The organism is Aureimonas sp. Leaf427 (assembly GCF_001425485.1).
Lineage (GTDB): Bacteria > Pseudomonadota > Alphaproteobacteria > Rhizobiales > Rhizobiaceae > Plantimonas.
On sequence record NZ_LMQW01000010.1, the window covers coordinates 36764 to 56255 of the forward strand.

The 19492-nt window shown below is 68.5% G+C and carries 17 protein-coding genes; 8 read left to right on the top strand and 9 right to left on the bottom strand.

Annotated features, from left to right (window positions below; genetic code table 11):
* The first annotated feature begins 106 nt into the window (after positions 1–106).
* The gene (locus ASG62_RS07860) at positions 107–1483 is read left to right on the top strand and encodes an L-serine ammonia-lyase (RefSeq protein WP_056699454.1); all 1377 of its coding nucleotides are present in this window, start codon (positions 107–109) and stop codon (positions 1481–1483) included.
* Between the two features lie 37 nt (positions 1484–1520).
* Here ASG62_RS07860 and ASG62_RS07865 read toward each other — a convergent pair whose 3' ends face one another.
* Positions 1521–2429 carry a polysaccharide deacetylase family protein gene (locus ASG62_RS07865; RefSeq protein ID WP_056699458.1) on the bottom strand — a complete coding sequence of 303 codons (909 nt, stop codon included), beginning with the start codon at positions 2427–2429 and terminating at the stop codon, positions 1521–1523.
* A 168-nt stretch (positions 2430–2597) separates the two neighbouring features.
* Here ASG62_RS07865 and ASG62_RS07870 point away from each other — a divergent pair, with 168 nt between their 5' ends.
* Genes ASG62_RS07870 through ASG62_RS07880 form a run of 3 tightly spaced genes read left to right on the top strand, consistent with a single transcriptional unit; the run spans position 2598 to position 3897 of the window.
* Positions 2598–2870 (top strand): type II toxin-antitoxin system prevent-host-death family antitoxin, encoded by a 273-nt coding sequence (locus ASG62_RS07870; protein WP_056699461.1) that lies wholly within the window; start codon positions 2598–2600, stop codon positions 2868–2870.
* Complete coding sequence (locus ASG62_RS07875; RefSeq protein WP_056699464.1) at positions 2870–3289, top strand: type II toxin-antitoxin system VapC family toxin; 420 nt, start codon at positions 2870–2872, stop codon at positions 3287–3289. Before ASG62_RS07870 ends, ASG62_RS07875 begins: the two co-directional genes overlap by 1 nt.
* Positions 3286–3897, top strand: coding sequence for a DUF2585 domain-containing protein (locus ASG62_RS07880; RefSeq protein ID WP_056699516.1), 612 nt, complete (start codon positions 3286–3288; stop codon positions 3895–3897). The genes ASG62_RS07875 and ASG62_RS07880 overlap by 4 nt, the downstream gene beginning before the upstream one ends.
* A gap of 316 nt (positions 3898–4213) precedes the next feature.
* On the opposite strand, the gene ASG62_RS07885 is transcribed toward ASG62_RS07880, so the two are convergent.
* Positions 4214–6529 carry an FdhF/YdeP family oxidoreductase gene (locus ASG62_RS07885; RefSeq protein WP_056699467.1) on the bottom strand — a complete coding sequence of 772 codons (2316 nt, stop codon included), beginning with the start codon at positions 6527–6529 and terminating at the stop codon, positions 4214–4216.
* Positions 6530–6656: 127 nt separating this feature from the next.
* On the bottom strand, positions 6657–7181 hold the full coding sequence (locus tag ASG62_RS07890; RefSeq protein ID WP_082537497.1) for a L,D-transpeptidase family protein: 525 nt from the start codon (positions 7179–7181) through the stop codon (positions 6657–6659).
* Positions 7182–7316: 135 nt separating this feature from the next.
* On the opposite strand from ASG62_RS07890, the gene ASG62_RS07895 reads away from it, so the two are divergent.
* The 3 genes from ASG62_RS07895 to ASG62_RS07905 all read left to right on the top strand — a co-directional run bounded on the left by ASG62_RS07895 (position 7317) and on the right by ASG62_RS07905 (position 9697).
* On the top strand, positions 7317–8000 hold the full coding sequence (locus tag ASG62_RS07895; protein ID WP_056699473.1) for a response regulator transcription factor: 684 nt from the start codon (positions 7317–7319) through the stop codon (positions 7998–8000).
* 205 nt (positions 8001–8205) lie between these two features.
* A complete protein-coding gene (locus ASG62_RS07900; protein WP_056699476.1) occupies positions 8206–8667 on the top strand; it encodes a cyclic nucleotide-binding domain-containing protein in 462 nt (153 codons plus the stop codon).
* Between the two features lie 34 nt (positions 8668–8701).
* Positions 8702–9697 (top strand): SDR family NAD(P)-dependent oxidoreductase, encoded by a 996-nt coding sequence (locus ASG62_RS07905; RefSeq protein WP_056699478.1) that lies wholly within the window; start codon positions 8702–8704, stop codon positions 9695–9697.
* A 90-nt stretch (positions 9698–9787) separates the two neighbouring features.
* On the opposite strand, the gene ASG62_RS07910 is transcribed toward ASG62_RS07905, so the two are convergent.
* The 6 genes from ASG62_RS07910 to tesB form a co-directional block, all read right to left on the bottom strand.
* Positions 9788–10591 carry an exodeoxyribonuclease III gene (locus ASG62_RS07910; RefSeq protein WP_056699481.1) on the bottom strand — a complete coding sequence of 268 codons (804 nt, stop codon included), beginning with the start codon at positions 10589–10591 and terminating at the stop codon, positions 9788–9790.
* Positions 10592–10735: 144 nt separating this feature from the next.
* Positions 10736–11404: an outer-membrane lipoprotein carrier protein LolA gene (locus tag ASG62_RS07915; RefSeq protein WP_056699483.1), complete on the bottom strand. Its 669-nt coding sequence runs from the start codon at positions 11402–11404 to the stop codon at positions 10736–10738.
* Between the two features lie 292 nt (positions 11405–11696).
* Entirely contained in the window at positions 11697–14810 is a 3114-nt protein-coding gene (locus ASG62_RS07920) for a DNA translocase FtsK (protein WP_082537498.1), read from the bottom strand.
* 244 nt (positions 14811–15054) lie between these two features.
* Entirely contained in the window at positions 15055–16446 is a 1392-nt protein-coding gene (locus tag ASG62_RS07925; protein WP_082537499.1) for an ammonium transporter, read from the bottom strand.
* Between the two features lie 19 nt (positions 16447–16465).
* Positions 16466–16804: a P-II family nitrogen regulator gene (locus ASG62_RS07930; protein WP_056699486.1), complete on the bottom strand. Its 339-nt coding sequence runs from the start codon at positions 16802–16804 to the stop codon at positions 16466–16468.
* Between the two features lie 249 nt (positions 16805–17053).
* Complete coding sequence (gene tesB / locus ASG62_RS07935) at positions 17054–17923, bottom strand: acyl-CoA thioesterase II (protein ID WP_056699488.1); 870 nt, start codon at positions 17921–17923, stop codon at positions 17054–17056.
* Between the two features lie 215 nt (positions 17924–18138).
* On the opposite strand from tesB, the gene ASG62_RS07940 reads away from it, so the two are divergent.
* Positions 18139–19392, top strand: a complete 1254-nt coding sequence (locus ASG62_RS07940; RefSeq protein WP_056699491.1) for a ubiquinone biosynthesis hydroxylase — start codon at positions 18139–18141, stop codon at positions 19390–19392.
* Positions 19393–19492: the final 100 nt, after the last annotated feature.

The window sequence follows — 19492 nt, forward strand, 5'->3', positions numbered from 1 at the left end:
GTCGCCGCGATGTCGCGAATGGACATGAGGCGCCTTCGCCCGGCCGCGTAGCATCCGGGCCTTGGCGAGCCCGCCGCCGCGGCGGGGCGCGGGAGGCTTTCTCGGCATGATCAGCATCTTCGAGCTCTTCAAGGTCGGCATCGGCCCGTCCTCCTCGCACACGGTCGGGCCGATGAAGGCCGCGCTCGCCTTCGCCGGGGCGCTGGGCGCGGCGGGGCTCGCCGCGCGGACGGCGCGCGTGCGGGTCGACCTCTTCGGCTCGCTCGCCTGGACGGGCAAGGGTCACGGGACGGACAAGGCCGTGATGCTGGGGCTGGCGGGCGAGGCGCCGGAGACGGTCGATCCCGACCGGGCGGACGCGCTGGTGGAGAGCCTCTCGCGAGACCGGCGCCTGCCGCTCGGGGGCGGGGCGGCCATCGGCTTCGATCCCGCCGAGGACATCGTCTTCGACGGCCTCAGCGAGACGCCGCGCCATCCGAACACGATGGCGCTCACCGCCTTCGACGCCTCCGGGGCCGTGCTGCACGACGAGCGCTGGTGCTCGGTCGGTGGCGGCTTCATCGTGCCGGAGGCGGCGGTGGGCGAGGCCTCGTCGGAGGCGCGCGACGTGCCCTATCCGTTCCGGTCGGGGCGCCATCTTCTCGCCATGGCCGGCACGAGCGGTCTCTCCATCGCCGAAATGGTCTTTGCCAACGAATGCGCGCTTCGCCCGGCGGCCGACGTCGAGGCGCATGTCGTTCGGGTGCACGAGACGATGATGGCCTGCATCGACCGCGGCCTGTCGCGCGGCGGCCGGCTGCCGGGCGGGCTCGACGTCGCGCGCCGGGCCTCCGCCCTGCGCCAGAGGCTGGAGGCGGAGCGCGAGGCGGGCGCGAACGACCGGGCGCCGCACGAGATCATGGACTGGGTCAGCCTCTACGCCATCGCGGTCAACGAGGAGAACGCGGCGGGCGGGCGCGTGGTGACGGCCCCGACCAACGGGGCGGCGGGCGTGGTGCCGGCGGTGCTGCGCTACTACCGCGAACATTGTCCCGGCGGCTGCGAGGACGGGGCGCGGACCTTTCTCCTGACGGCGACGGCGGTCGGCGGGCTCTTCAAGATGAACGCCTCGATCTCGGGCGCGGAGGTCGGCTGCCAGGGCGAGGTGGGCGTCGCCTGCTCCATGGCGGCCGCGGGCCTCTGCGCCGCGCTCGGCGGCACGGTCGCGCAGATCGAGAACGCGGCCGAGATCGGCATGGAGCACCATCTCGGTCTCACCTGCGACCCGATCGGCGGGCTGGTGCAGATCCCCTGCATCGAGCGCAACGCCTTCGGCGCCGTCAGCGCTATCCAGGCGGCCTCGCTCGCGCTGCGGGGGGACGGCACGCATGTCGTCTCGCTCGACAAGGTCATCCACACCATGCGCGAGACCGGCCGCGACATGCAGTCGAAGTACAAGGAGACCTCGCAGGGCGGGCTCGCGGTGAACTTTCCCGAATGCTGACCGGGGAGCCGTGTCCCCGATCCGTGAGATATCCTGATCAGATGGCCGGCGCGCTCTTGGCGGCGGCGAGCAGCGGGGCGCCGCCGGGCACGAGGCGGACGACCTTGAACCCGCGCGCCTGAAGCGATGCGAGAAGGTCCGGCAGCATGTCGACCGTGCGCTCGTGGATGTCGTGGAAGAGGATGATGCCGCGCCCGTGCTTCTCCAGATCGAGGATCGTGCGCTCCTTCACCGTCGAGGGCGCGCCGTGGAAATAGTCCTTGGAGTCGATGTCGACGTCGATGGCGACGACGCCCTGGTTGGCGATGCGCTGGCGCAGCGAGGGGCGGTCGGCGAGATAGGGGAAGCGGAAGAAGGGCGCGGGCTCCCGGCCGATCGGCTGGAGCGCCTCGGCCACGCTGATCTGCCCCGCGCGGATCTCGGCCATCGCGGCCTCGTCGTCGAGCGAGCGCAGGTTGGCGTGGCTCTCGGTGTGCGTGCCGATCGTGTGGCCGCGCTCGGCGACGGCCTGCGCGATCTTCGGATAGGCGTCGGCCATGCGCCCGACCATGAGAAAGGTCGCGCCGACGCCGTAATCGTCGAGCGCCTTCAGGATGCGCAGCGTCTTGCCCGGCATCGGGCCGTCGTCGAAGGTGAGGACGACCTCCTTGTCCGCCAGCTGGATGTCGGAGATGCGCGAGACCGCGATGGTGCGCCCCGCGAGCTTCGAGGTGAAGCTCGGGCGGAAGGACTGGCGCAGCGGAAAGGCATCCGCCCCGGATGCATCCGGCTGGAAGCCGAGAAGCGCCACCTTCTCTCCCTCGATTGCCTCGGAGCCCTTGGTCTCGGCCAGGGCCGAGGGCCTTGGAGCATAGAGGCCGGCCATGCGCGTCGCCTCGTTCCGGGCGCAGCCGGCAAGCGAGAGCGCGAGGGCGCCGAGAAGGAGAAGCGGTGCGGCGCGGACCATGGGATGAACTCGTCGAGAAAGGGCTCAACGAGAGGTAAAGAAACGTGGTTAACGAAGGGTTGAGAGGGCGCTTTCGAGCCGAGGCCTCACCGGATGATACTTCTAGATTTTCCTCGGCCGCGGCGTGTAGTATTGTTTCCATCGTTGATGCTACATGAGGAGGTCGCCATGGGTGTCGTCAGCCGGATCTATTCGTCCCGGGACTTCAACCAGGATGTCGCCGGCGCCAAGCGCGCGGCGCGGGAGGGGCCCGTGATCGTCACCGATCGCGGCGAGCCGGCCTTCGTCCTGATGACGCATGCGGACTACACGTCGATGGCGGGAAAGCGCAAAACCCTGCTCGACATCATCGCCGATCCCAGTCCCGAGGCGGATTTCGAGTTCGAGATCGAGCGTTCGGACTATCCTGAGTCGAAGTTCGTCGATTTCGATACGGACTGATGGGGTTCCTGCTCGACACCAACGTCCTCTCGGCGCTTCGGCGTCCGGATCGGATGGACAAAGGCCTTCGCGAGAGGCTCCAGGCTCTCGATCGATCGCAATGCTTCATCTCCGTCGTCACGCTCATGGAGCTGAAGATGGGTGTCCTGTCCAAGGGGCGACACGACGCGCCTCAGGGCTCTTTGCTCGACCGCTGGGTCCTGGCCGTCAGGGCCGATTTCGCCGACGGGCGCATCATTGAGATCGATTCCGACATCGCCTTGCGATGTGCCGAGCTGCACGTTCCCGATCGCCGGCCCTACAACGATGCGCTGATCGCCGCGACGGCGCTCGCCCGCGGTCATATCCTCGTCACGAGAAACGTTCTCGACTTTCAGGGTCTGGGCCTCTCGATCCTTAATCCATGGGAGGCTCCATGAGCGCTGCAGCGCCTGTTTCGACGGGTCCGAAACGTTCGGGTCCAGGCACCCGCATCGCACGCTGGCACATCGCCCTCGCGATCGCCCTCGTCGCGGGGACGGCGGGCATTCTCCTCGCCATGGGGCGCGTGCCGATCTGCACCTGCGGGACGGTCAAGCTCTGGCACGGCGTGGTCGTCAGTTCGGAGAACTCGCAGCACCTCTCCGACTGGTACTCGCCCTCCCACCTCATCCACGGCTTCCTGTTCTTCTTCGCGACATGGTTCCTCATGCGCCGCCAGCCGATGGGCCTCCGGCTCTGCGTCGCCATCGTCGTGGAGGCGGCCTGGGAGATCGTGGAGAACACGGACATGGTGATCCAGCGCTACCGCGAGGCGACGATCGCGCTCGACTATTACGGCGACAGCGTCATTAACTCCGTCAGCGACATCCTTTTCATGGTGCTCGGCTTCTTCCTCGCCGCGCGCCTGCCGATCTGGCTCACCATCGCCATCGCGGTTGGCTTCGAGCTCTTCACGGGGTGGATGATCCGGGACAACTTGACCCTGAACGTCCTGATGCTGGTCTGGCCGCTCGACGCGGTGAAGGCATGGCAGGGCGGGGCGTAGGGGCGATTCCGGATAAGGTTCTTCCCCACCGTGGGGAGACGTGGCCGGCAGGGCGATGAAGGGCGCCGGCGCTTCGGTTGGCGGGCTTTGCACTAAGGACCCCTCATCCCGCTGCCGCGACCTTCTCCCCGGAGGGGAGAAGAAGCAGCTCGGCGGCCGCGTTTCAGGATAAAGTTCTTCTCCCCCTCGTGGGGAGAAGTGCCCGGCAGGGCGATGAGGGGGCAGTTGGCGCCGACATATGCCGGATGTCGCGCCAAGCCCCCGTCTCTCCCGAGCCTGCCGAGGGGCCGCCGCCCTCCGCTCCCGGTAAAGCAGCTCAGGCCGCCATGCGCTTCAGGATTTCGACGGGGATCGACTTGGCGGCGGGGGTGTGGGCCTCCTTGTCGTGGTGCCAGAGGGGCATGAGCGGGTTCAGTTCGGGGTAGTAGCCGGCGACGGCGCCCGCCGGCAGGCTGTAGGCATGGACGCGGAAGCCCTCGACGCGGCGGTCGATCTCGTCGTCGGCATGGGTGCGGATGTCGACCAGTTCCTGATCGACGAAGCCGAGACGCCGCATGTCGCCCTCGTTCATCAGGACCACGCGCCGGGAGCCGGATATGCCGCGCAGGCGGTCGTCGTAGCCGTAGATCGTCGTGTTGAACTGGTCGTTCGAGCGGATGGTGATGAGCGTCAGGATCGTCTTGCCGTCGACCTCGATATCGGGGTTCACGTCGAAGCCGGTCGGGGTGAAGAAGCCGGCCTTCTTCGTCTCGGTCTCCCATTCGCGGCGGCAGGCGGGCAGGTCGCGGTGGAAGCCGCCGGGCTGCAGGAAGCGCTGGTTGAAGTCCTTGAAATATTGCGGATAGGTCCGCTCGATTGCGTCGCGCACCTTGGAATAGTCGCCGACCCATTCGTCCCAGGGCACGGTGGAGCGGCCGGGGACGGTGGCCTTGGCCAGTTCCGCGACGATCTTGGGCTCGGAGAGAAGCTCCGGGCTCGCGGGCGGGCGCCAGCCGATGGACCCGTGGATGCAGGCGGTGGAATCCTCGATCGAGACGTGCTGCTTGCCGGTCGCCTGCACGTCCTCCTCGATGCGGCCGAGGCAGGGCAGGAGGTAGGTCACCTCCGCAGGCAGGAGATGGTTGCGGTTGAGCTTCGTCGCGATCTGCACGGAGAGACGGAGCTTCGTCCAGGCCGCCTCCATCAGATCCGTTTCCGGGATGGCGCGCACGAAATTGCCGCCGAGCGCCAGAAAGGCCTTCACCGAGCCGTCGAGAATGCCCTCGCAGGCCTCGACCGTGTCGAGACCCTTCTCGCGCGGCGGCTCGAAGCCGTAGAACTCGGCGAATGTGTCGAGGGGCGCCAGCTCCGGCTTTTCCGTGATGCCGACGGTGCGCTGCCCCTGCACGTTGGAATGGCCGCGGATCGGCGAGATGCCGGCGCCGGGACGGCCGATATTGCCGCGCATGAGGAGGAGATTGCAGAGCATCTGGACGTTCTGCGTGCCGTGCCGGTGCTGGGTGAGGCCCATGCCGTAATTGGCGATGACGGCCTTCGCCCGCGCATAGGTGCGCCCGACGCCTTCGAGATCGATGCGCGACAGGCCCGAGCAGCGCTCGATCTCGCTCCAGTCATGGGCGCGCACGAAGGCTTCGAACGCCTCGAACCCGTGGCCATGCTCTTCGATGAAGGCGACGTCGAGGACGCGCGCCTTTCCGGCCTCGCGCGCTGCGTCGTCCAGCGCGAAGACGGCCTTGGCGATGCCGGTCATGGCCGCGAGATCGCCGCCGACCTTCACCTGGAAATAGTCGCTCGACATCTTCACGCCCTCGTCGGGCGAGATCATCTCGGTCGGCGACTGCGGGTCCTTGAAGCGCACGAGGCCGCGCTCCTGGATGGGATTGAAGGTCACGACCGGCACGCCGCGCAGCCGCGCGTCGTGGACCTGGTGGAGCAGGCGCGGCGCGTTCGTCCCGGTGTTGTGGCCGAAGAAGAACATCATGTCGCAGGCGTCGTAGTCTTCGATCTGCACGGTGCCGACGGGCGAGCCGATCGACTTCTTGAGGCCGACGGAGGTCGGCTCGTGGCACATGTTGGAACTGTCGGGGAGGTTCTGCGAGCCGTAGATCCGCGCGTAGAGCTGCCACATATGCGAGGTTTCGAGCGAGGCGCGGCCGGACGTGTAGAAGACGACGCTTTTGGGATCGAGCGCGTTCAGCTCGCGGCCGATCTCGGCGAAGGCATCGGCCCAGGACACGGGAACATACTGGTCGAGCGTGCGGTCGTAGCGCAGGGGCGTCGTTAGTCGCCCTTCCTTCTCGAGGTCGTGGTCGTTCCAGGTGCGCAGCTCGCTCAGTCTGTGCCGGGCGAAGAAGGCGCGGTCGCAGCGCTTCTTCGTCACCTCCCAGACGGTGGCCTTCGCACCGTTCTCGCAGAATTCCGCGATATGCGACTTCGCCGGCTTGGCCCAGGAGCAGGAGACGCAGGCAAAGCCGTCCGGCTTGTTCTGCTTGGTCATCATCTGCAGCATCGTGTTGACGGCGAGCCCCTCGGCGAGGGTCTTCTCCGTCACCGATTTCAGCGAGCCCCAGCCGCCGCTCGGGTGGTCGTAGGGCTCGACCGTGACGGGCGGTTCGGATGAGCTGCGGTCCATGGCGGTTCTCCTGCGGCCCCGTCTCGGGCGGCCCTGTCTTGCGCGGTCCTGTCTCGGGCGGCCGTTCTTTGGAACCGCTCCAGGCATGCTCCCCCAACGGACGGAGGAAGGTGCCCGTTCCGGGCGTTCAGCGCAGAACGGTGAGGCGAGACGACGCTGCGAGGTACGGCGCCAGACGGCGGAAGTCGCGGGCCGAGACCGCGACGCAGCCCTCGGTCGGGGCGTAGCCGGGCTTGGCGACATGCAGGAAGATCGCGCTGCCCTTGCCGCGGGCCCGCGACGAGACGTTCCAGTCGAGAACCACGACGGCGTCGTAGAGCCGGTCCGACCGGCAGAGGGTCTCGTGGCTGGCGGCGAAGGGCAGGCGGACGGGCCGGTTGTAGGCGGCGTGGCCCGGCGCGTCGCACCAGCCGAGATCGGCCCGCGGGCGGCGGACGGGAAGCGGCAGGACGAGGCCCGCGATGCGCCGGGCGGGCTGGTAGGCGAAGAGCAGCCGCATCGAGGCGACCGGCGTCGCGCCGTCGCCCTCCCGCTTGAAGATGCTGGTGCCCGATCGCCCGAGCGCGCAAGGAAAGCGCAAGGAGCCGGCCTGGAGAAGGCCCTTGCGAGGGTCGCGCGGCGAGCGGCGGACGATGATCTGGACGTTCGGCACGAGGATTCCCGACGCGGAGGTTGACCTGGGGCATGACGGACACGAAATCGGACCTATCTTGAGTCACGAATTGTTACACGCCCTTCCCGCGCGAGGCCTTAGAACCACGCTCGCAGGGCCCAGGAAAGCCGAGCCATGAGCGCACGCAGCATCCTCATCGTCGATGACGACGTCGATCTCCGGCAGACCCTTGCCGAGCAGCTCTCGCTGCACGAGGAGTTCACCGTGTTCCAGGAGCCGACGGCGACGAAGGGGATCGCGGCGGCCCGCGCCGGGCTGATCGATCTCGTCGTCATGGATGTCGGCCTGCCCGACATGGACGGGCGCGAGGGCGTGAAGATCCTGCGCAAGTCCGGCTTCAAGGCCCCGATCATCATCCTGACCGGCCAGGACACCGATGCCGACACGATTCTCGGCCTCGAGGCGGGGGCGAACGACTACGTCGTGAAGCCCTTCCGCTTCGCCGTGCTGCTCGCGCGCATCCGCGCGCAGCTGCGCCAGCACGAGCAGAGCGAGGACGCGACCTTCCAGGTCGGCCCCTATATCTTCAAGCCGAGCCAGAAGATCCTGCTCGACGATCGCGGGGCCAAGATCCGGCTGACCGAGAAGGAGACGGCGATCATCCGCTATCTCTACAGGGCGGACCGCAAGGTCATCACCCGCGACGTGCTTCTGGAGGAGGTCTGGGGCTACAATTCGGGCGTGACGACGCACACGCTGGAAACCCATGTCTACCGCCTGCGCCAGAAGATCGAGCCGGACCCGTCCAACGCCCGGCTGATCGTCACCGAATCAGGCGGGTACAAGCTCGTGCCCTGACACGCTTTTCGACCGCCGGGCGCGTGCATTGCCCGGTCCTCGTCATTCCGCGGGCGGAGGATTTCGTACTATTGCGCACGCCTCGGTATCCGTTGCGGGGAAAAGGGGGCATGCCCGGTTTTCTCCGTCCGCCTGCGCCGCTATAGCTGGCGTCACGGACGTGTGACCGGCCCAGGGGGCCGCCAAGGGAGCTGGGCTTTTCGCGATGAGCCTTGAAAGCGACATCGCGGTTCTGGCGGAGATTCCGCTCCTCTCCGGCCTGTCCGGCGATCAACTGCGCCTGCTCGCCTTCGGGGCCGAACATCGGCGCCTGCGCGCGGGCGAGATCCTGTTTCGCGAGGGCGCGCGGGCCGATGCCGGATTCGTCCTCGTGCAGGGCAGCGTCGTGCTCGTCGCGGGCCGGTCGGGGCACGAGAAGGAGGTCGCGCGCGTCGGGCAGGGCGCCCTGCTCGGCGAGATCGCGCTCCTCACCGACACGCGCCGCCCGGCGACGGCGACCGCCGAGACCGATTGCGACGTCATCCGCATCACCCGCACGCTCTTCCGGCGCATGCTCGAGGAATATCCCGAGATCGCCTTCGCCCTCCACTGCAAGTTCGCCGAGGACCTCGCCCGGATGACGGACGACATCCTGGCGCTGGAGAACCGGTTCGGCGACCCGGCCTGAGCGGGCCCTTCGCAAAGCCCAAGGACATGAGCGCATGACGATCCTCGTGACCGGAGCCGCCGGCTTCATCGGCTATCACGTCGCGGAGGCTCTTCTGGCGCGCGGCGAGCGCGTCCTCGGCATCGACAATCTCAACGCCTATTACGACGTGCGCCTCAAGGAGGCGCGGCTGGCGCGTCTCGTGGATCGGCCGGGCTTCACCTTCCGCCGCTGCGACATCGCGGACCGGGCGGCGGTGGCGGAGGCCTTCGCCGAGGCCGGGGAGGTGACGGGCATCGTCCATCTCGCGGCGCAGGCGGGCGTGCGCTACTCGCTGGAAAACCCCTATGCCTATGTCGAGGCCAACGTGATGGGGCAGGTCGTGATGCTGGAGGCCGCGCGCGGGGCGGCCGGGCTGAAGCACTTCGTCTACGCCTCGTCCTCCTCGGTCTATGGGCTGAACGCGCAGACGCCCTTCTCCGAAGAGCACCGGGCGGACCAGCCCGTCTCGCTCTATGCCGCGACGAAGAAGGCCGGCGAGATGATCGCCCACACCTACAGCCATCTCTACGCGATCCCGACGACGGGCCTGCGCTTCTTCACGGTCTACGGCCCCTGGGGCCGGCCGGACATGGCGCCGATCCTCTTCGCCGACGCCATTCTCGACGGACGGCCGATCCAGGTCTTCAACCAAGGGAAGATGCGGCGGGACTTCACCTATATCGACGACATCGTGGCCGGCGTGATCGCCGCGCTCGACTGGCCGCCGGTGGTGGAGCCGGGCGCCGTTCCCTTCCGCCTCTACAATCTCGGCAACAACCGCACCGAGCCTCTCGGCCGCTTCATCGAGGTTCTGGAACGGGCCTTCGGCGCAACGGCCGAGAAGACCTACCTGCCCATGCAGCCGGGCGACGTCGTGGAAACGGCCGCCGACATCTCCGCCAGCCGCCGCGATCTCGGTTTCGACCCGAAGACCTCGCTCGACGAGGGCCTGCCGAAGTTCGCGGCGTGGTATCGCGCCTATCGGGGGGCGAGCCCATCGTTTAACTGAGCTGGCTTATGGTCCGGTGAGCCGGATTCGTATCGGCTCCGGTCCGGATGTTTCCGTCGGTCCGACGGTAAGCCGAAGCTTGGACGGCCCTCAGAAATCCAGCGTCACGAGGACCGGGACGTGGTCGGAGGGGCGGTCCCAGTCGCGGGCGTCCTTCAGGACCTTGAGGCCGGCCAAGTGGGGCAGGAGGTCGGGGGAGCCCCAGACGTGGTCGAGGCGGCGGCCCTTGTCGGCGGCGCGCCAGTCCTTCGCCCGGTAGCTCCACCAGGTGTAAAGCTTCTCGGTGTCGCCGATCTGCGCGCGCATGAGATCGGCCCAGCCGCCGTCGGTCATCGCGCGGACGAGGCCTTCGGTCTCGACCGGCGTGTGGGAGACGATCTTCAGAAGCTGCTTGTGCGACCAGACGTCGGATTCCAGCGGCGCGATGTTGAGATCGCCGACGAGGATGGCGGAAACGCCCGGCTCGGCCGCCGCGAGCACGCCGCGCAGCTCCTCGATGAAGTCGAGCTTGTGCGCGAATTTCGGGTTGATCGCGCGGTCGGGCTCGTCGCCGCCGGCCGGGACGTAGAAATTGTGCAGCCGAATGCGCCGCTCGCCGACATGGAGCCGGACCGACTGGTGGCGGGCATGGCCGACATTGCCGAAGTCGCGCATCTCCTCGTCCTCGAAGGGATGGCGCGAGAGGATGGCGACGCCGTGATAGCCCTTCTGCCCGTGGACCGCCTGATGCCCGTAGCCGAGAGCGCGCAGCGCTTCGCCCGGGAAGAGATCGTTCGGGCACTTGGTTTCCTGCAGGCAGAGAACGTCCGGCGCGTGGTCGCGCAGGAAGCTCTCCACGATCGGCAGGCGCAGGCGCACCGAGTTGATGTTCCAGGTGGCGACGGTGAAGGGCATGGGGGCATCCGGCGGGCGAAGCGAAGAGAGACGCCGCCCTTATGCGAGCGCCTCCCCGCCGGCGCAAGCAAGGCCGGCGCCGCGAGGGACGGCGACGCCGGTCGTCCCCTCGTTTCGAGCTTGGGCTCTTCGGAAGGTCGACGCCTATTTCTTGCCGGTCTGGCCGAGCGAGATCGCGGTGTAAGGGATCTTGAACATGCTCTGGTCGAAGGCGACGCCGGCGCGCAGGCCGTCCACGATCACCGTCGTGTCGCGGCCGTCATTGTCCTTGATCGTCCATTGGCGCAGATCGAAGCTCGCGGTGTCGAAAAGCATGGTGATCTCGGAATTGCCGAAGACCGACTTGTCGCCCATCACGATCGTGGTGACGTCGGGCTCCTCCTTCACCGAGCGGATGTTGGCGGAGGAAAGGTCGATCCGCTCGCCGAGCAGGAGCTTCAGCGGCGTCTTCGACAGGGGGTAGAGGTCCCAGGTGTTGAGCTTGCGGTTGTTGATCGCGACCTGATCGCCGTCGGCGATGACGCGCAGCGGCGTGCCGGAATAGTCGAAGCGGATGTTGCCGGGCCGCTCGATGTAGAACTTGCCCTCCGTCGTCTTCCCGTTCGGATCGAACTGGATGAAGTTTCCGGTCATCGTCTTGATGTCGGAGAAATGCGCCGCGATCTCGCGCGCCTTGTTGCTGGCCTGGGCGCTGGCGGGCGTCGACGCGAGGCCGGCAACGGACGCCGCGAGGGGCATGGCCAGCGCCGCGCCGAGAAGCGCGCGGCGGAGGATCTGAAGGCTGCGGGCGGAACGGCCGGCGGTGGCGGTCATGAAGGTCCTCTTGAAATGACGCGATGGTCCGCTCGCGGGCGGCGGGCCATCCTGGGCGGGCGCTGCCCGTCGTGTGCGGCCGGGCTGTCCGGCCGCCTGTCTCGTTTCATGCCAACATCCGAAGATGCTGACGCATCCGGCCGTTGCAGAATCGCGAATGTCCCAAATGCCTCCGAGGCTCGGGACATCCGCGAACGGAATACCGAGGGGTCATGATCAATGGCCCTCGGTATCACATCGTGACGTCCCGGTTTGTCGGCAATGGGGCGCCGGCCTTCGTGATCGCGCGGGATCAGGCCCGCTCTTCCTCCAGCGGCACGAGGATCTCGCGCTTGCCCGCATGGTTGGCGGGGCCGACGATGCCCTCCTTCTCCATGCGCTCGATGATCGAGGCCGCTCGGTTGTAGCCGATCTGCAGGCGGCGCTGGACGTAGGAGGTGGAGGCCTTGCCGTCGCGAAGGACGACCGCGACCGCCTGGTCGTAGAGATCGGCCGATTCCTCCATGCCGGAGAGGTCGTCGCCGCCGGAGGCGGCGGCCCCGCCCTTGCCCGCCGGGGCGGAGCTGCCCTCCTCGTCCTCTTCTTCCAGGATCGCGTCGAGATAGTCGGGCGTGCCCTGCGCCTTCAGGTGCTTCACGATCTCCTCGACCTCGGAATCGTCGACGAAGGGGCCGTGGACGCGCTGGATGCGCCCGCCGCCGGCCATGAAGAGCATGTCGCCCATGCCGAGCAGCTGCTCGGCGCCCTGCTCCTGGAGAATGGTGCGGCTGTCGATCTTCGACGTCACCTGGAAGGAGATGCGGGTCGGGAAGTTCGCCTTGATCGTGCCGGTGATGACGTCGACCGACGGACGCTGGGTGGCCATGACGACGTGGATGCCGGCGGCGCGCGCCATCTGGGCGAGGCGCTGGACCGTGCCTTCGATCTCCTTGCCCGCGACCATCATGAGGTCGGCCATCTCGTCGATGATGACGACGATGTAGGGGAGCGGGGCGAGGTCGAACTCCTCGGACTCGAAGATCGGCTCGCCGGTCTCGCGGTCGAAGCCGGTCTGCACGGTGCGCGAGATCGACTCGCCCTTCTCGATGGCGCTGGCGACGCGGGCGTTGAAGCCGTCGATGTTGCGTACGCCCACCTTCGACATCTTGCGATAGCGGTCCTCCATCTCGCGGACCGTCCATTTCAGCGCGACGACGGCCTTCTTCGGATCGGTGACGACGGGGGAGAGAAGGTGCGGGATGCCGTCGTAGATCGAGAGCTCCAGCATCTTCGGATCGATCATGATCATCCGGCATTCGGCCGGCGTCATGCGGAAGAGGAGCGAGAGGATCATCGTGTTGATCGAGACCGACTTGCCCGAGCCGGTCGTGCCGGCGACGAGAAGATGCGGCATCTTGGCGAGATCGGCGATGACGGGCTCGCCGCCGATCGTCTTGCCGAGCGCGAGCGCCAGCTTGCTCTTGTTCTGCGTGAAGGCGTCGGAGGCGATCATCTCGCGGAAGTAGACGGTCTCGCGGCGCTGGTTCGGCAGCTCGATGCCGATCGCGTTCTTCCCGGGAATGACGGCGACGCGGGCGGCGATCGCCGACATCGAGCGGGCGATGTCGTCGGCAAGGCCGATGACGCGCGAGGACTTGATGCCGGGCGCCGGCTCCAGCTCGTAGAGCGTGACGACGGGTCCGGGGCGGACTTCGATGATCTCGCCCTTCACGCCGAAATCGTCGAGCACGCCTTCCAGGAGCCGCGCGTTCTCCTGAAGAATCTCGGGCGACAGCATGGAGTCCTTCGCCCGAGGCTTCGGAGGCGACAGGAGCTCGACGGGCGGCAACTCGAAGGGCACGGGGCCGAGGGCGCGCGACGGCGCGGCGGCGGAGCCGCGAGCGGCGCGGCCGGGCGCCGTGGGCTGCGCGGCCGCGACGACGCGGGCCTCGCCGACGCGGGTTTGGGCGGCGCTACGTTCGGGGGCGCGGGCTGCCGGCCGCGTGTCGGCGCGCGGCTCGACCCGGGCGGCGGGCGCGGAGCGCGGGGTCTCGGCCGCCTCGCTCTTGCCGCGCTTCTTGCCGGGGAAGGCGACGATGTTGGCGGCAAGGCCGCGCCAGCCGCCCGCGGCCTCCTCGGCCGGCGCGCGCGCGGGATCGAGCGGCTCGGCCGGGCCGATCTCGTCGTCGTCGGCGAAGGGCCGCTCGAAGCCGTGCGGGTCCTCGTAGGGCGGCTCGTCGTAGCCGCGATCGTCATAGGGCGGCTCGTCGTGGCCGCGCTCGTCGAAGGCGGCGGTATCGCGGGAGGGCCGGCCGGCGGCGGGCGTGCGATCGCCGAACTCATCCTCGTCGTTCTTCATGGACGCGGCGCGGCGCGCGGTCGCGTCGAAGCGGAACGTGTCGGGGCGGTCGCGGCGGGGGCGGCCGACGTCGATCTCGTCCTCGTTCTCGGCCAGCGGATCGACGAAGCCCTGCGCCTCGTAGGGCGCGGTCACGCGGATCTGGCGCTGGGCTGTCTCGCGGGGACGGGGCGCGACCTCGGCGACCTCGTCCTCCTCGCTCCAGGTGTCGAAACGGTCGCCGAACTCGCCGGGCTCGCGGCGCGTTTCGGCCTTGGCCGCGCGGTGGCGGTCGAGGGCGGCCCGCACGGAATAGACGCCGTGCTGGACGGCGCCGAAGAGGAGCGCGAAACGGCCCTCGCCGGGCTCCTCGTCCTCGTCCTCCACCATCGGCTGCGAGCGGGCGCCGGATTTCGTCTGCGCGGAGCCTTGGGCGGGCATGGCGCGATCCTTGGAAAGCATCGGCGCGGAGCCGCGATCGAGGATGGCGGCGCCGGAGAGGAAGAGCCAGGCGGCGGGCAGGGCGATCATGGCGCCGAGGACGAGGGCGGTGAAGCCCTCCGGAAAGCTGCCGGTGGCGAGCGCGGGGAACTTCAGGACGAGGTCGCCCGCGACGCCGCCGAGGCCGATCGGCAGCGGCCAGCCGGCGGGGGCGGCGATGCAGCCGATGGCGCCCGAGGCCAGAACGATGCCCGCGACGGCGAACCAGGCGCGCCGGCCGATCCGGTCGACCGGGCGCCCGGCGGCGAGAAGACCGCCCCAGATGGCGGGAAGCGCGACGAGCAGCGCCGCGCCGAGCCCGAAGACCTGCATCGCGAGATCCGCCACGACCGCGCCGGCCGCGCCGCCGAGATTGGCGACGGTATTGCCGTTGGACTGGCTGAGCGAGGGATCGGTGACGGTCCAGGAAGCGAAGGCGAGGCCGAGCCAGGCAGCGAGGCCGATCAGGCCGACGGCGCCGCCGATCTGCGCCTGCCGGGAGAGAAAGGTCTGCTCGGGCGCCGGCGCGGGGGCGCCCGCCTTGCCGCGCGTTTCGCCGCGCGGGTCCGTCCGCCTGCCGCCGTCCGTTCCGATCGTCGTCGAAGCCATGGTGTCTGCCCTGCTCTTTCGCCCGTCCGGCCCACGCCGCACGTCGACGTCCGCCGGACTGTAAGTCGCGCGGGTTAAAGGTCGTTTAACCCTAACCAAGTCTTTCGCCTCCCGGCCTTTTCCGCCGGTTCCGCGAAGGGGCCCCTCGAACGCAAACGGGGGACGGCGATCGCTCGCCGTCCCCCGTTTGCGTGGTTGAAAATCCCGTCCGACGTCTCCGGCGCCGGGGCGCCGGAGGGCTCGATCAGGAGTGGTAGGCGGCTTCGCCGTGGTAGGAGATGTCGAGGCCTTCGCGCTCGGCTTCCACGGTCGGGCGCAGGCCGACGACGAGATCGACGATCTTGTAGAGGATCGCCGAGACGACGCCGCCCCAGACGAGCGTGATGAGGACCGCGATGATCTGCGAGTAGACCTGCGGGCCCATCGTGACGCCCTCGACATAGCCGATGCCGCCGAACGAGGTGCTGGTGAGCACGCCCGTGCCGATGGCGCCGATGATGCCGCCGACGCCGTGGATGCCGAAGACGTCCAGGCTGTCGTCGTAGCCGAACTTCGGCTTCACGACGGAGACGAAGAAGTAGCAGACGATGCTGGCCAGCGCGCCGAGCGCGATGGCGGCGACCGGGCCGATGAGGCCGGCGGCCGGGGTGACGGCGACGAGGCCGGCGACCAGACCCGAGGCCGCACCGAGGCCGGACGCCTTGCCGCGGGCGAAGGTCTCGACGAGGGCCCAGGCGACGATGGCGCCGGCGGTCGCGGTGAACGTGTTGATCATGGCGAGCGTGGTGCCGCCATTGGCCTCGAGGTTGGAGCCAGCGTTGAAGCCGAACCAGCCGACCCAGAGGATCGCGGCGCCGACCATGGTCAGCGTCATCGAGTGGGGCGCCATCATGTCACGGCCGAGGCCGGTCCGCTTGCCGATCATCAGGCAGCCGACGAGGCCCGCGATGCCGGCATTGATGTGCACGACCGTGCCGCCGGCGAAGTCCAGCGCCGCGACGCCGCCCGCATGAGCGCCCGAGAAGATCAGGCCGTTCGCATCCCAGACCATGTGCGCGATCGGGAAGTAGACGAGCGTGACCCAGAGGATCGAGAAGAGCACGACCGCCGAGAACTTCACGCGCTCGGCGAAGGCGCCGACGATGAGGGCCGGGGTGATCGCGGCGAAGGTCATCTGGAAGCAGATGAAGACGTATTCCGGGATGACCTCGGAGGAGAAGGTCGCCGAGACCGAGTCCGGCGTGACGCCGGCCAGGAACATCTTCGCGGTGCCGCCCCAATAGGGGCTGGTGGAGCCGCCGAAGGCGAAGGAATAGCCGTAGACGACCCAGATGATCATGACGATCGCGGCGATCATCGTGACCTGCATGAGGACCGAGAGCATGTTCTTGGCGCGCACGAGGCCGCCGTAGAAGAGGGCGAGGCCCGGGATCGTCATGAAGAGGACGAGGATGGTGGAGAGCATCATCCAGGTCGTGTTGCCGGGATTGGGAACGGCGGCAGCGGCCGCCGGGGCGGCCGGAGCCACGTCCGTCGCGGCGCCGGCGACGCCGGGCACGGCTTCCTGTGCGAAGGCCGCGGTGGCGGCGAGGCCCGCCAGGATCGCGGCAGAGGTGAGAATTTTGCCGAAGCGCATCGTGAAGGGGTCCTTTTCTTTAAAGGGCGTTCGTGTCGACTTCGCCGGTGCGGATGCGCACGGCGGAATCGATGCCGAAGACGAAGATCTTGCCGTCGCCGATCTGGCCGGTCTTGGCCGCCTGCGTGATCGCCTCGACCGCCCGGTCGACCAGATCGGCCGGCACCGCGACCTCGATCTTCAGCTTGGGCAGGAAGCTCACGGCATATTCGGTGCCGCGGTAGATTTCGGTGTGGCCCTTCTGCCGGCCGTAACCCTTCACCTCGGTGACGGTCAGGCCCTGGATGCCGACGGCCGTCAGGGCTTCGCGAACCTCGTCCAGCTTGAAGGGCTTGATGATGGCCATCACGATTTTCATGTGCACCTCGAATCTTAGAGCGGCGCGAGGCGAAAAGACGCCGATCTGCCGAGCCAGGGTTCCGCGCCGGCCGAATGCCGATGCGGTGACTGGTCTCTCCTATTCAAGCTCTGTGCCAATTGCGGGCAGAGGCCGAGATTTTGCCGCAATGCCGCCAGCCCTTGGGCGAATTGAGTCTTTCGAAGGCGTCCCGCCCCGCTCAATTCTCCGGCAAATGCCGAAATGTGCGGCACATGCCTCTTTTTTAGATCACGTTTTGCTGCGGCGCGGTCGGATCAGGCCTTCCTGCGCGACGGAGGCGACGAGCCGGCCGGAGAGATCGAAGAGCGAACCGCGCGTCAGCCCGCGCGCGCCGGAGGAGCTCGGGCTGTCCTGCTCGTAGAGCAGCCAGTCGGAGACGCGGGCCGGGCGATGGAACCACATGGAGTGATCGAGGCTCGCGGCCTGGATGCGCGGATCGAAGACCGAGAGCCCGTGGGCGAAGAGCGAGGTGTCGAGCAGCGTCATGTCGGAGAGATAGGCGAGCACGGCCGCGTTCAGCGCGGGGTCTTCGCCGATCTCGGAGACGACGCGCACCCAGATCTCCTGGCGCGGCGGCAGCTTGTCGGTGGTTAGGTAGTGGTCGAAGGCGATCGGGCGGAACTCGACCGGGCGCGGCCGGTCCCAGTAGCGCTTCACCGCATCGGGCGCGTTGGCGAGGATCGTCTCGCGCAGCTCGGCCGCGCCGGGCAGCTGGTCCGGCCGCGGCACGTCGGGCATGGCGACCTGATGGGAGAGACCCTCCTCGCTCACCTGGAAGGAGGCCGAGAGGGTGAAGATCGCCTGCCCGTGCTGCAGGGCGACGACGCGGCGGGTGGCGAAGGAGCCGCCGTCGCGGATGCGGTCGACCTCGTAGACGATCGGCACCTTCGGATCGCCCGCGACGAGAAAGTAGGCGTGGAGCGAATGGACGGCTCGGTCGGCCGGCACGGTGCGCTGGGCGGCGACGAGCGCCTGCGCCACGACCTGCCCGCCGAAGACGCGCTGCCAGCTCGTGTCCGGGCTCCTGCCCCGGAAGAGGTTCTCCTCGATGCGCTCGAGATCGAGGATCTCCAGAAGCTTGGCCACGCTGTCGTCCATGAGGAACCTCACTCTATCGCCGCCGCGGCCTTTTCGCGCGGGATGCGCCGACCGGACCTCCGCGTCGGACCGGACGGGCGCGACCACATAGGAAAGTCGCTCATGCGGCAAGCTCGGCCGTGCGGGCGAGACGTTGCCCGGCCGGCCGCAAGGGCCTATCTCCTCGGCATCCGCCGGCGCCCCACGCGCCGCCGGCCCGCCGAGGAGACCGAGCCATGCCCGATCATGCCGCAGACGCCAGCCGGCGCATCGACATTCTCGTCGCGGGCGCGGGCTATGTCGGCCTCAGCGTGGCGGTGGCGATCAAGGATGCCGCGCCCTCGCTCTCGATCCTCGTCGTGGACGCCGCGCCGGAGGGCGTCTGGCGCCGCGACCAGCGCGCCTCCGCCATCGCGGCGGCGGCGAGCCGCATGCTCCTGCGCCTCGGCGTCTGGCCTTCGATCGAGCCGGAGGCCCAGCCGATCGAGGAGATGATCGTAACGGATTCCAAAACGTCCGACGTCGTGCGGCCGGTCTTTCTGACCTTCGGCGGCGGCGGCGGCGGACGGGCGGGCTCGGAGCCTTTCGCACATATGGTGGCGAACACGGTGCTGAATGGCGCCCTTCGCGAGCGGGCCGAGGCGCTCGGCATCGAGATCCGGCCGTCCACGGCCGTGACGGCGATCGACGAGCTGCCCGGCGCGATGCGCGTGCGGCTCGGAGGCGGCGACACGGTGGAGGCGCGCCTCCTCGTCGCCTGCGACGGCGTCAAGTCCGCGATCCGCCAGATGGCCGGCATCCGCACCGTGCACAAGGATTACGGGCAGATGGGGATCGTCGCGACGGTGGCGCACGAGCGCCCGCATGGCGGACGCGCCGAGGAGCATTTCCTGCCGGGCGGCCCCTTCGCCATACTGCCGCTGAAGGGCAACCGCTCCTCGCTCGTCTGGACGGAGCCCAAACGCGAGGCGGACCGGCTGATGGCGGCCGACGAGATGCTGTTCGAGCTGGAGCTGGAGCAGCGTTTCGGCCACAAGCTGGGCGCGCTGACGCTGGAGGGCGGCCGACGCGCCTTTCCGCTGGGCCTGACGATCGCGCGCGATTTCGTGAAGCCGCGTCTGGCGCTCGCCGGAGACGCCGCGCACGGCATCCATCCGATCGCGGGCCAGGGCCTCAATCTCGGCTTCAAGGACGCGGCGGCGCTGGCGGAGACCGTGGTCGAGGCCGCGCGGCTCGGCCAGGACATCGGCGCGCTCGACGTTCTCCAGACCTATCAGCGCTGGCGCCGGTTCGACACGGTGCAGATGGGCGTGACGACGGACGTTCTGAACCGGCTCTTCTCCAACGACAGCGCGCTCCTGCGCGGCGTGCGGTCCTTCGGACTGTCGCTGGTCGACCGGATGCCGCCGGTCAAGGATATGTTCATCGCGCAGGCCGCCGGAACAGCGCGCGGGCCGCAGCCGAGGCTGCTGGCGGGCGAGGCGATCTAGCTGTTTGATCCCAGGCTTTGATGGTGCAGTCTTCACTCACGAGTGGAAGGAGGCACTATGGGCCAAGTTCACCACGGGAGCGCCACGACGACTGCGGCAG

What these genes read in the sequence shown, in the direction of transcription:
- ASG62_RS07860 (WP_056699454.1), top strand. Translation starts at nt 107, where the DNA reads ATGATCAGCATCTTCGAGCTCTTCAAGGTCGGCATCGGCCCGTCCTCC.
- ASG62_RS07865 (WP_056699458.1), bottom strand. Translation starts at nt 2,429, where the DNA reads ATGGTCCGCGCCGCACCGCTTCTCCTTCTCGGCGCCCTCGCGCTCTCG.
- ASG62_RS07870 (WP_056699461.1), top strand. Translation starts at nt 2,598, where the DNA reads ATGGGTGTCGTCAGCCGGATCTATTCGTCCCGGGACTTCAACCAGGAT.
- ASG62_RS07875 (WP_056699464.1), top strand. Translation starts at nt 2,870, where the DNA reads ATGGGGTTCCTGCTCGACACCAACGTCCTCTCGGCGCTTCGGCGTCCG.
- ASG62_RS07880 (WP_056699516.1), top strand. Translation starts at nt 3,286, where the DNA reads ATGAGCGCTGCAGCGCCTGTTTCGACGGGTCCGAAACGTTCGGGTCCA.
- ASG62_RS07885 (WP_056699467.1), bottom strand. Translation starts at nt 6,529, where the DNA reads ATGGACCGCAGCTCATCCGAACCGCCCGTCACGGTCGAGCCCTACGAC.
- ASG62_RS07895 (WP_056699473.1), top strand. Translation starts at nt 7,317, where the DNA reads ATGAGCGCACGCAGCATCCTCATCGTCGATGACGACGTCGATCTCCGG.
- ASG62_RS07900 (WP_056699476.1), top strand. Translation starts at nt 8,206, where the DNA reads ATGAGCCTTGAAAGCGACATCGCGGTTCTGGCGGAGATTCCGCTCCTC.
- ASG62_RS07905 (WP_056699478.1), top strand. Translation starts at nt 8,702, where the DNA reads ATGACGATCCTCGTGACCGGAGCCGCCGGCTTCATCGGCTATCACGTC.
- ASG62_RS07910 (WP_056699481.1), bottom strand. Translation starts at nt 10,591, where the DNA reads ATGCCCTTCACCGTCGCCACCTGGAACATCAACTCGGTGCGCCTGCGC.
- ASG62_RS07915 (WP_056699483.1), bottom strand. Translation starts at nt 11,404, where the DNA reads ATGACCGCCACCGCCGGCCGTTCCGCCCGCAGCCTTCAGATCCTCCGC.
- ASG62_RS07920 (WP_082537498.1), bottom strand. Translation starts at nt 14,810, where the DNA reads ATGGCTTCGACGACGATCGGAACGGACGGCGGCAGGCGGACGGACCCG.
- ASG62_RS07925 (WP_082537499.1), bottom strand. Translation starts at nt 16,446, where the DNA reads ATGCGCTTCGGCAAAATTCTCACCTCTGCCGCGATCCTGGCGGGCCTC.
- ASG62_RS07930 (WP_056699486.1), bottom strand. Translation starts at nt 16,804, where the DNA reads ATGAAAATCGTGATGGCCATCATCAAGCCCTTCAAGCTGGACGAGGTT.
- tesB (WP_056699488.1), bottom strand. Translation starts at nt 17,923, where the DNA reads ATGGACGACAGCGTGGCCAAGCTTCTGGAGATCCTCGATCTCGAGCGC.
- ASG62_RS07940 (WP_056699491.1), top strand. Translation starts at nt 18,139, where the DNA reads ATGCCCGATCATGCCGCAGACGCCAGCCGGCGCATCGACATTCTCGTC.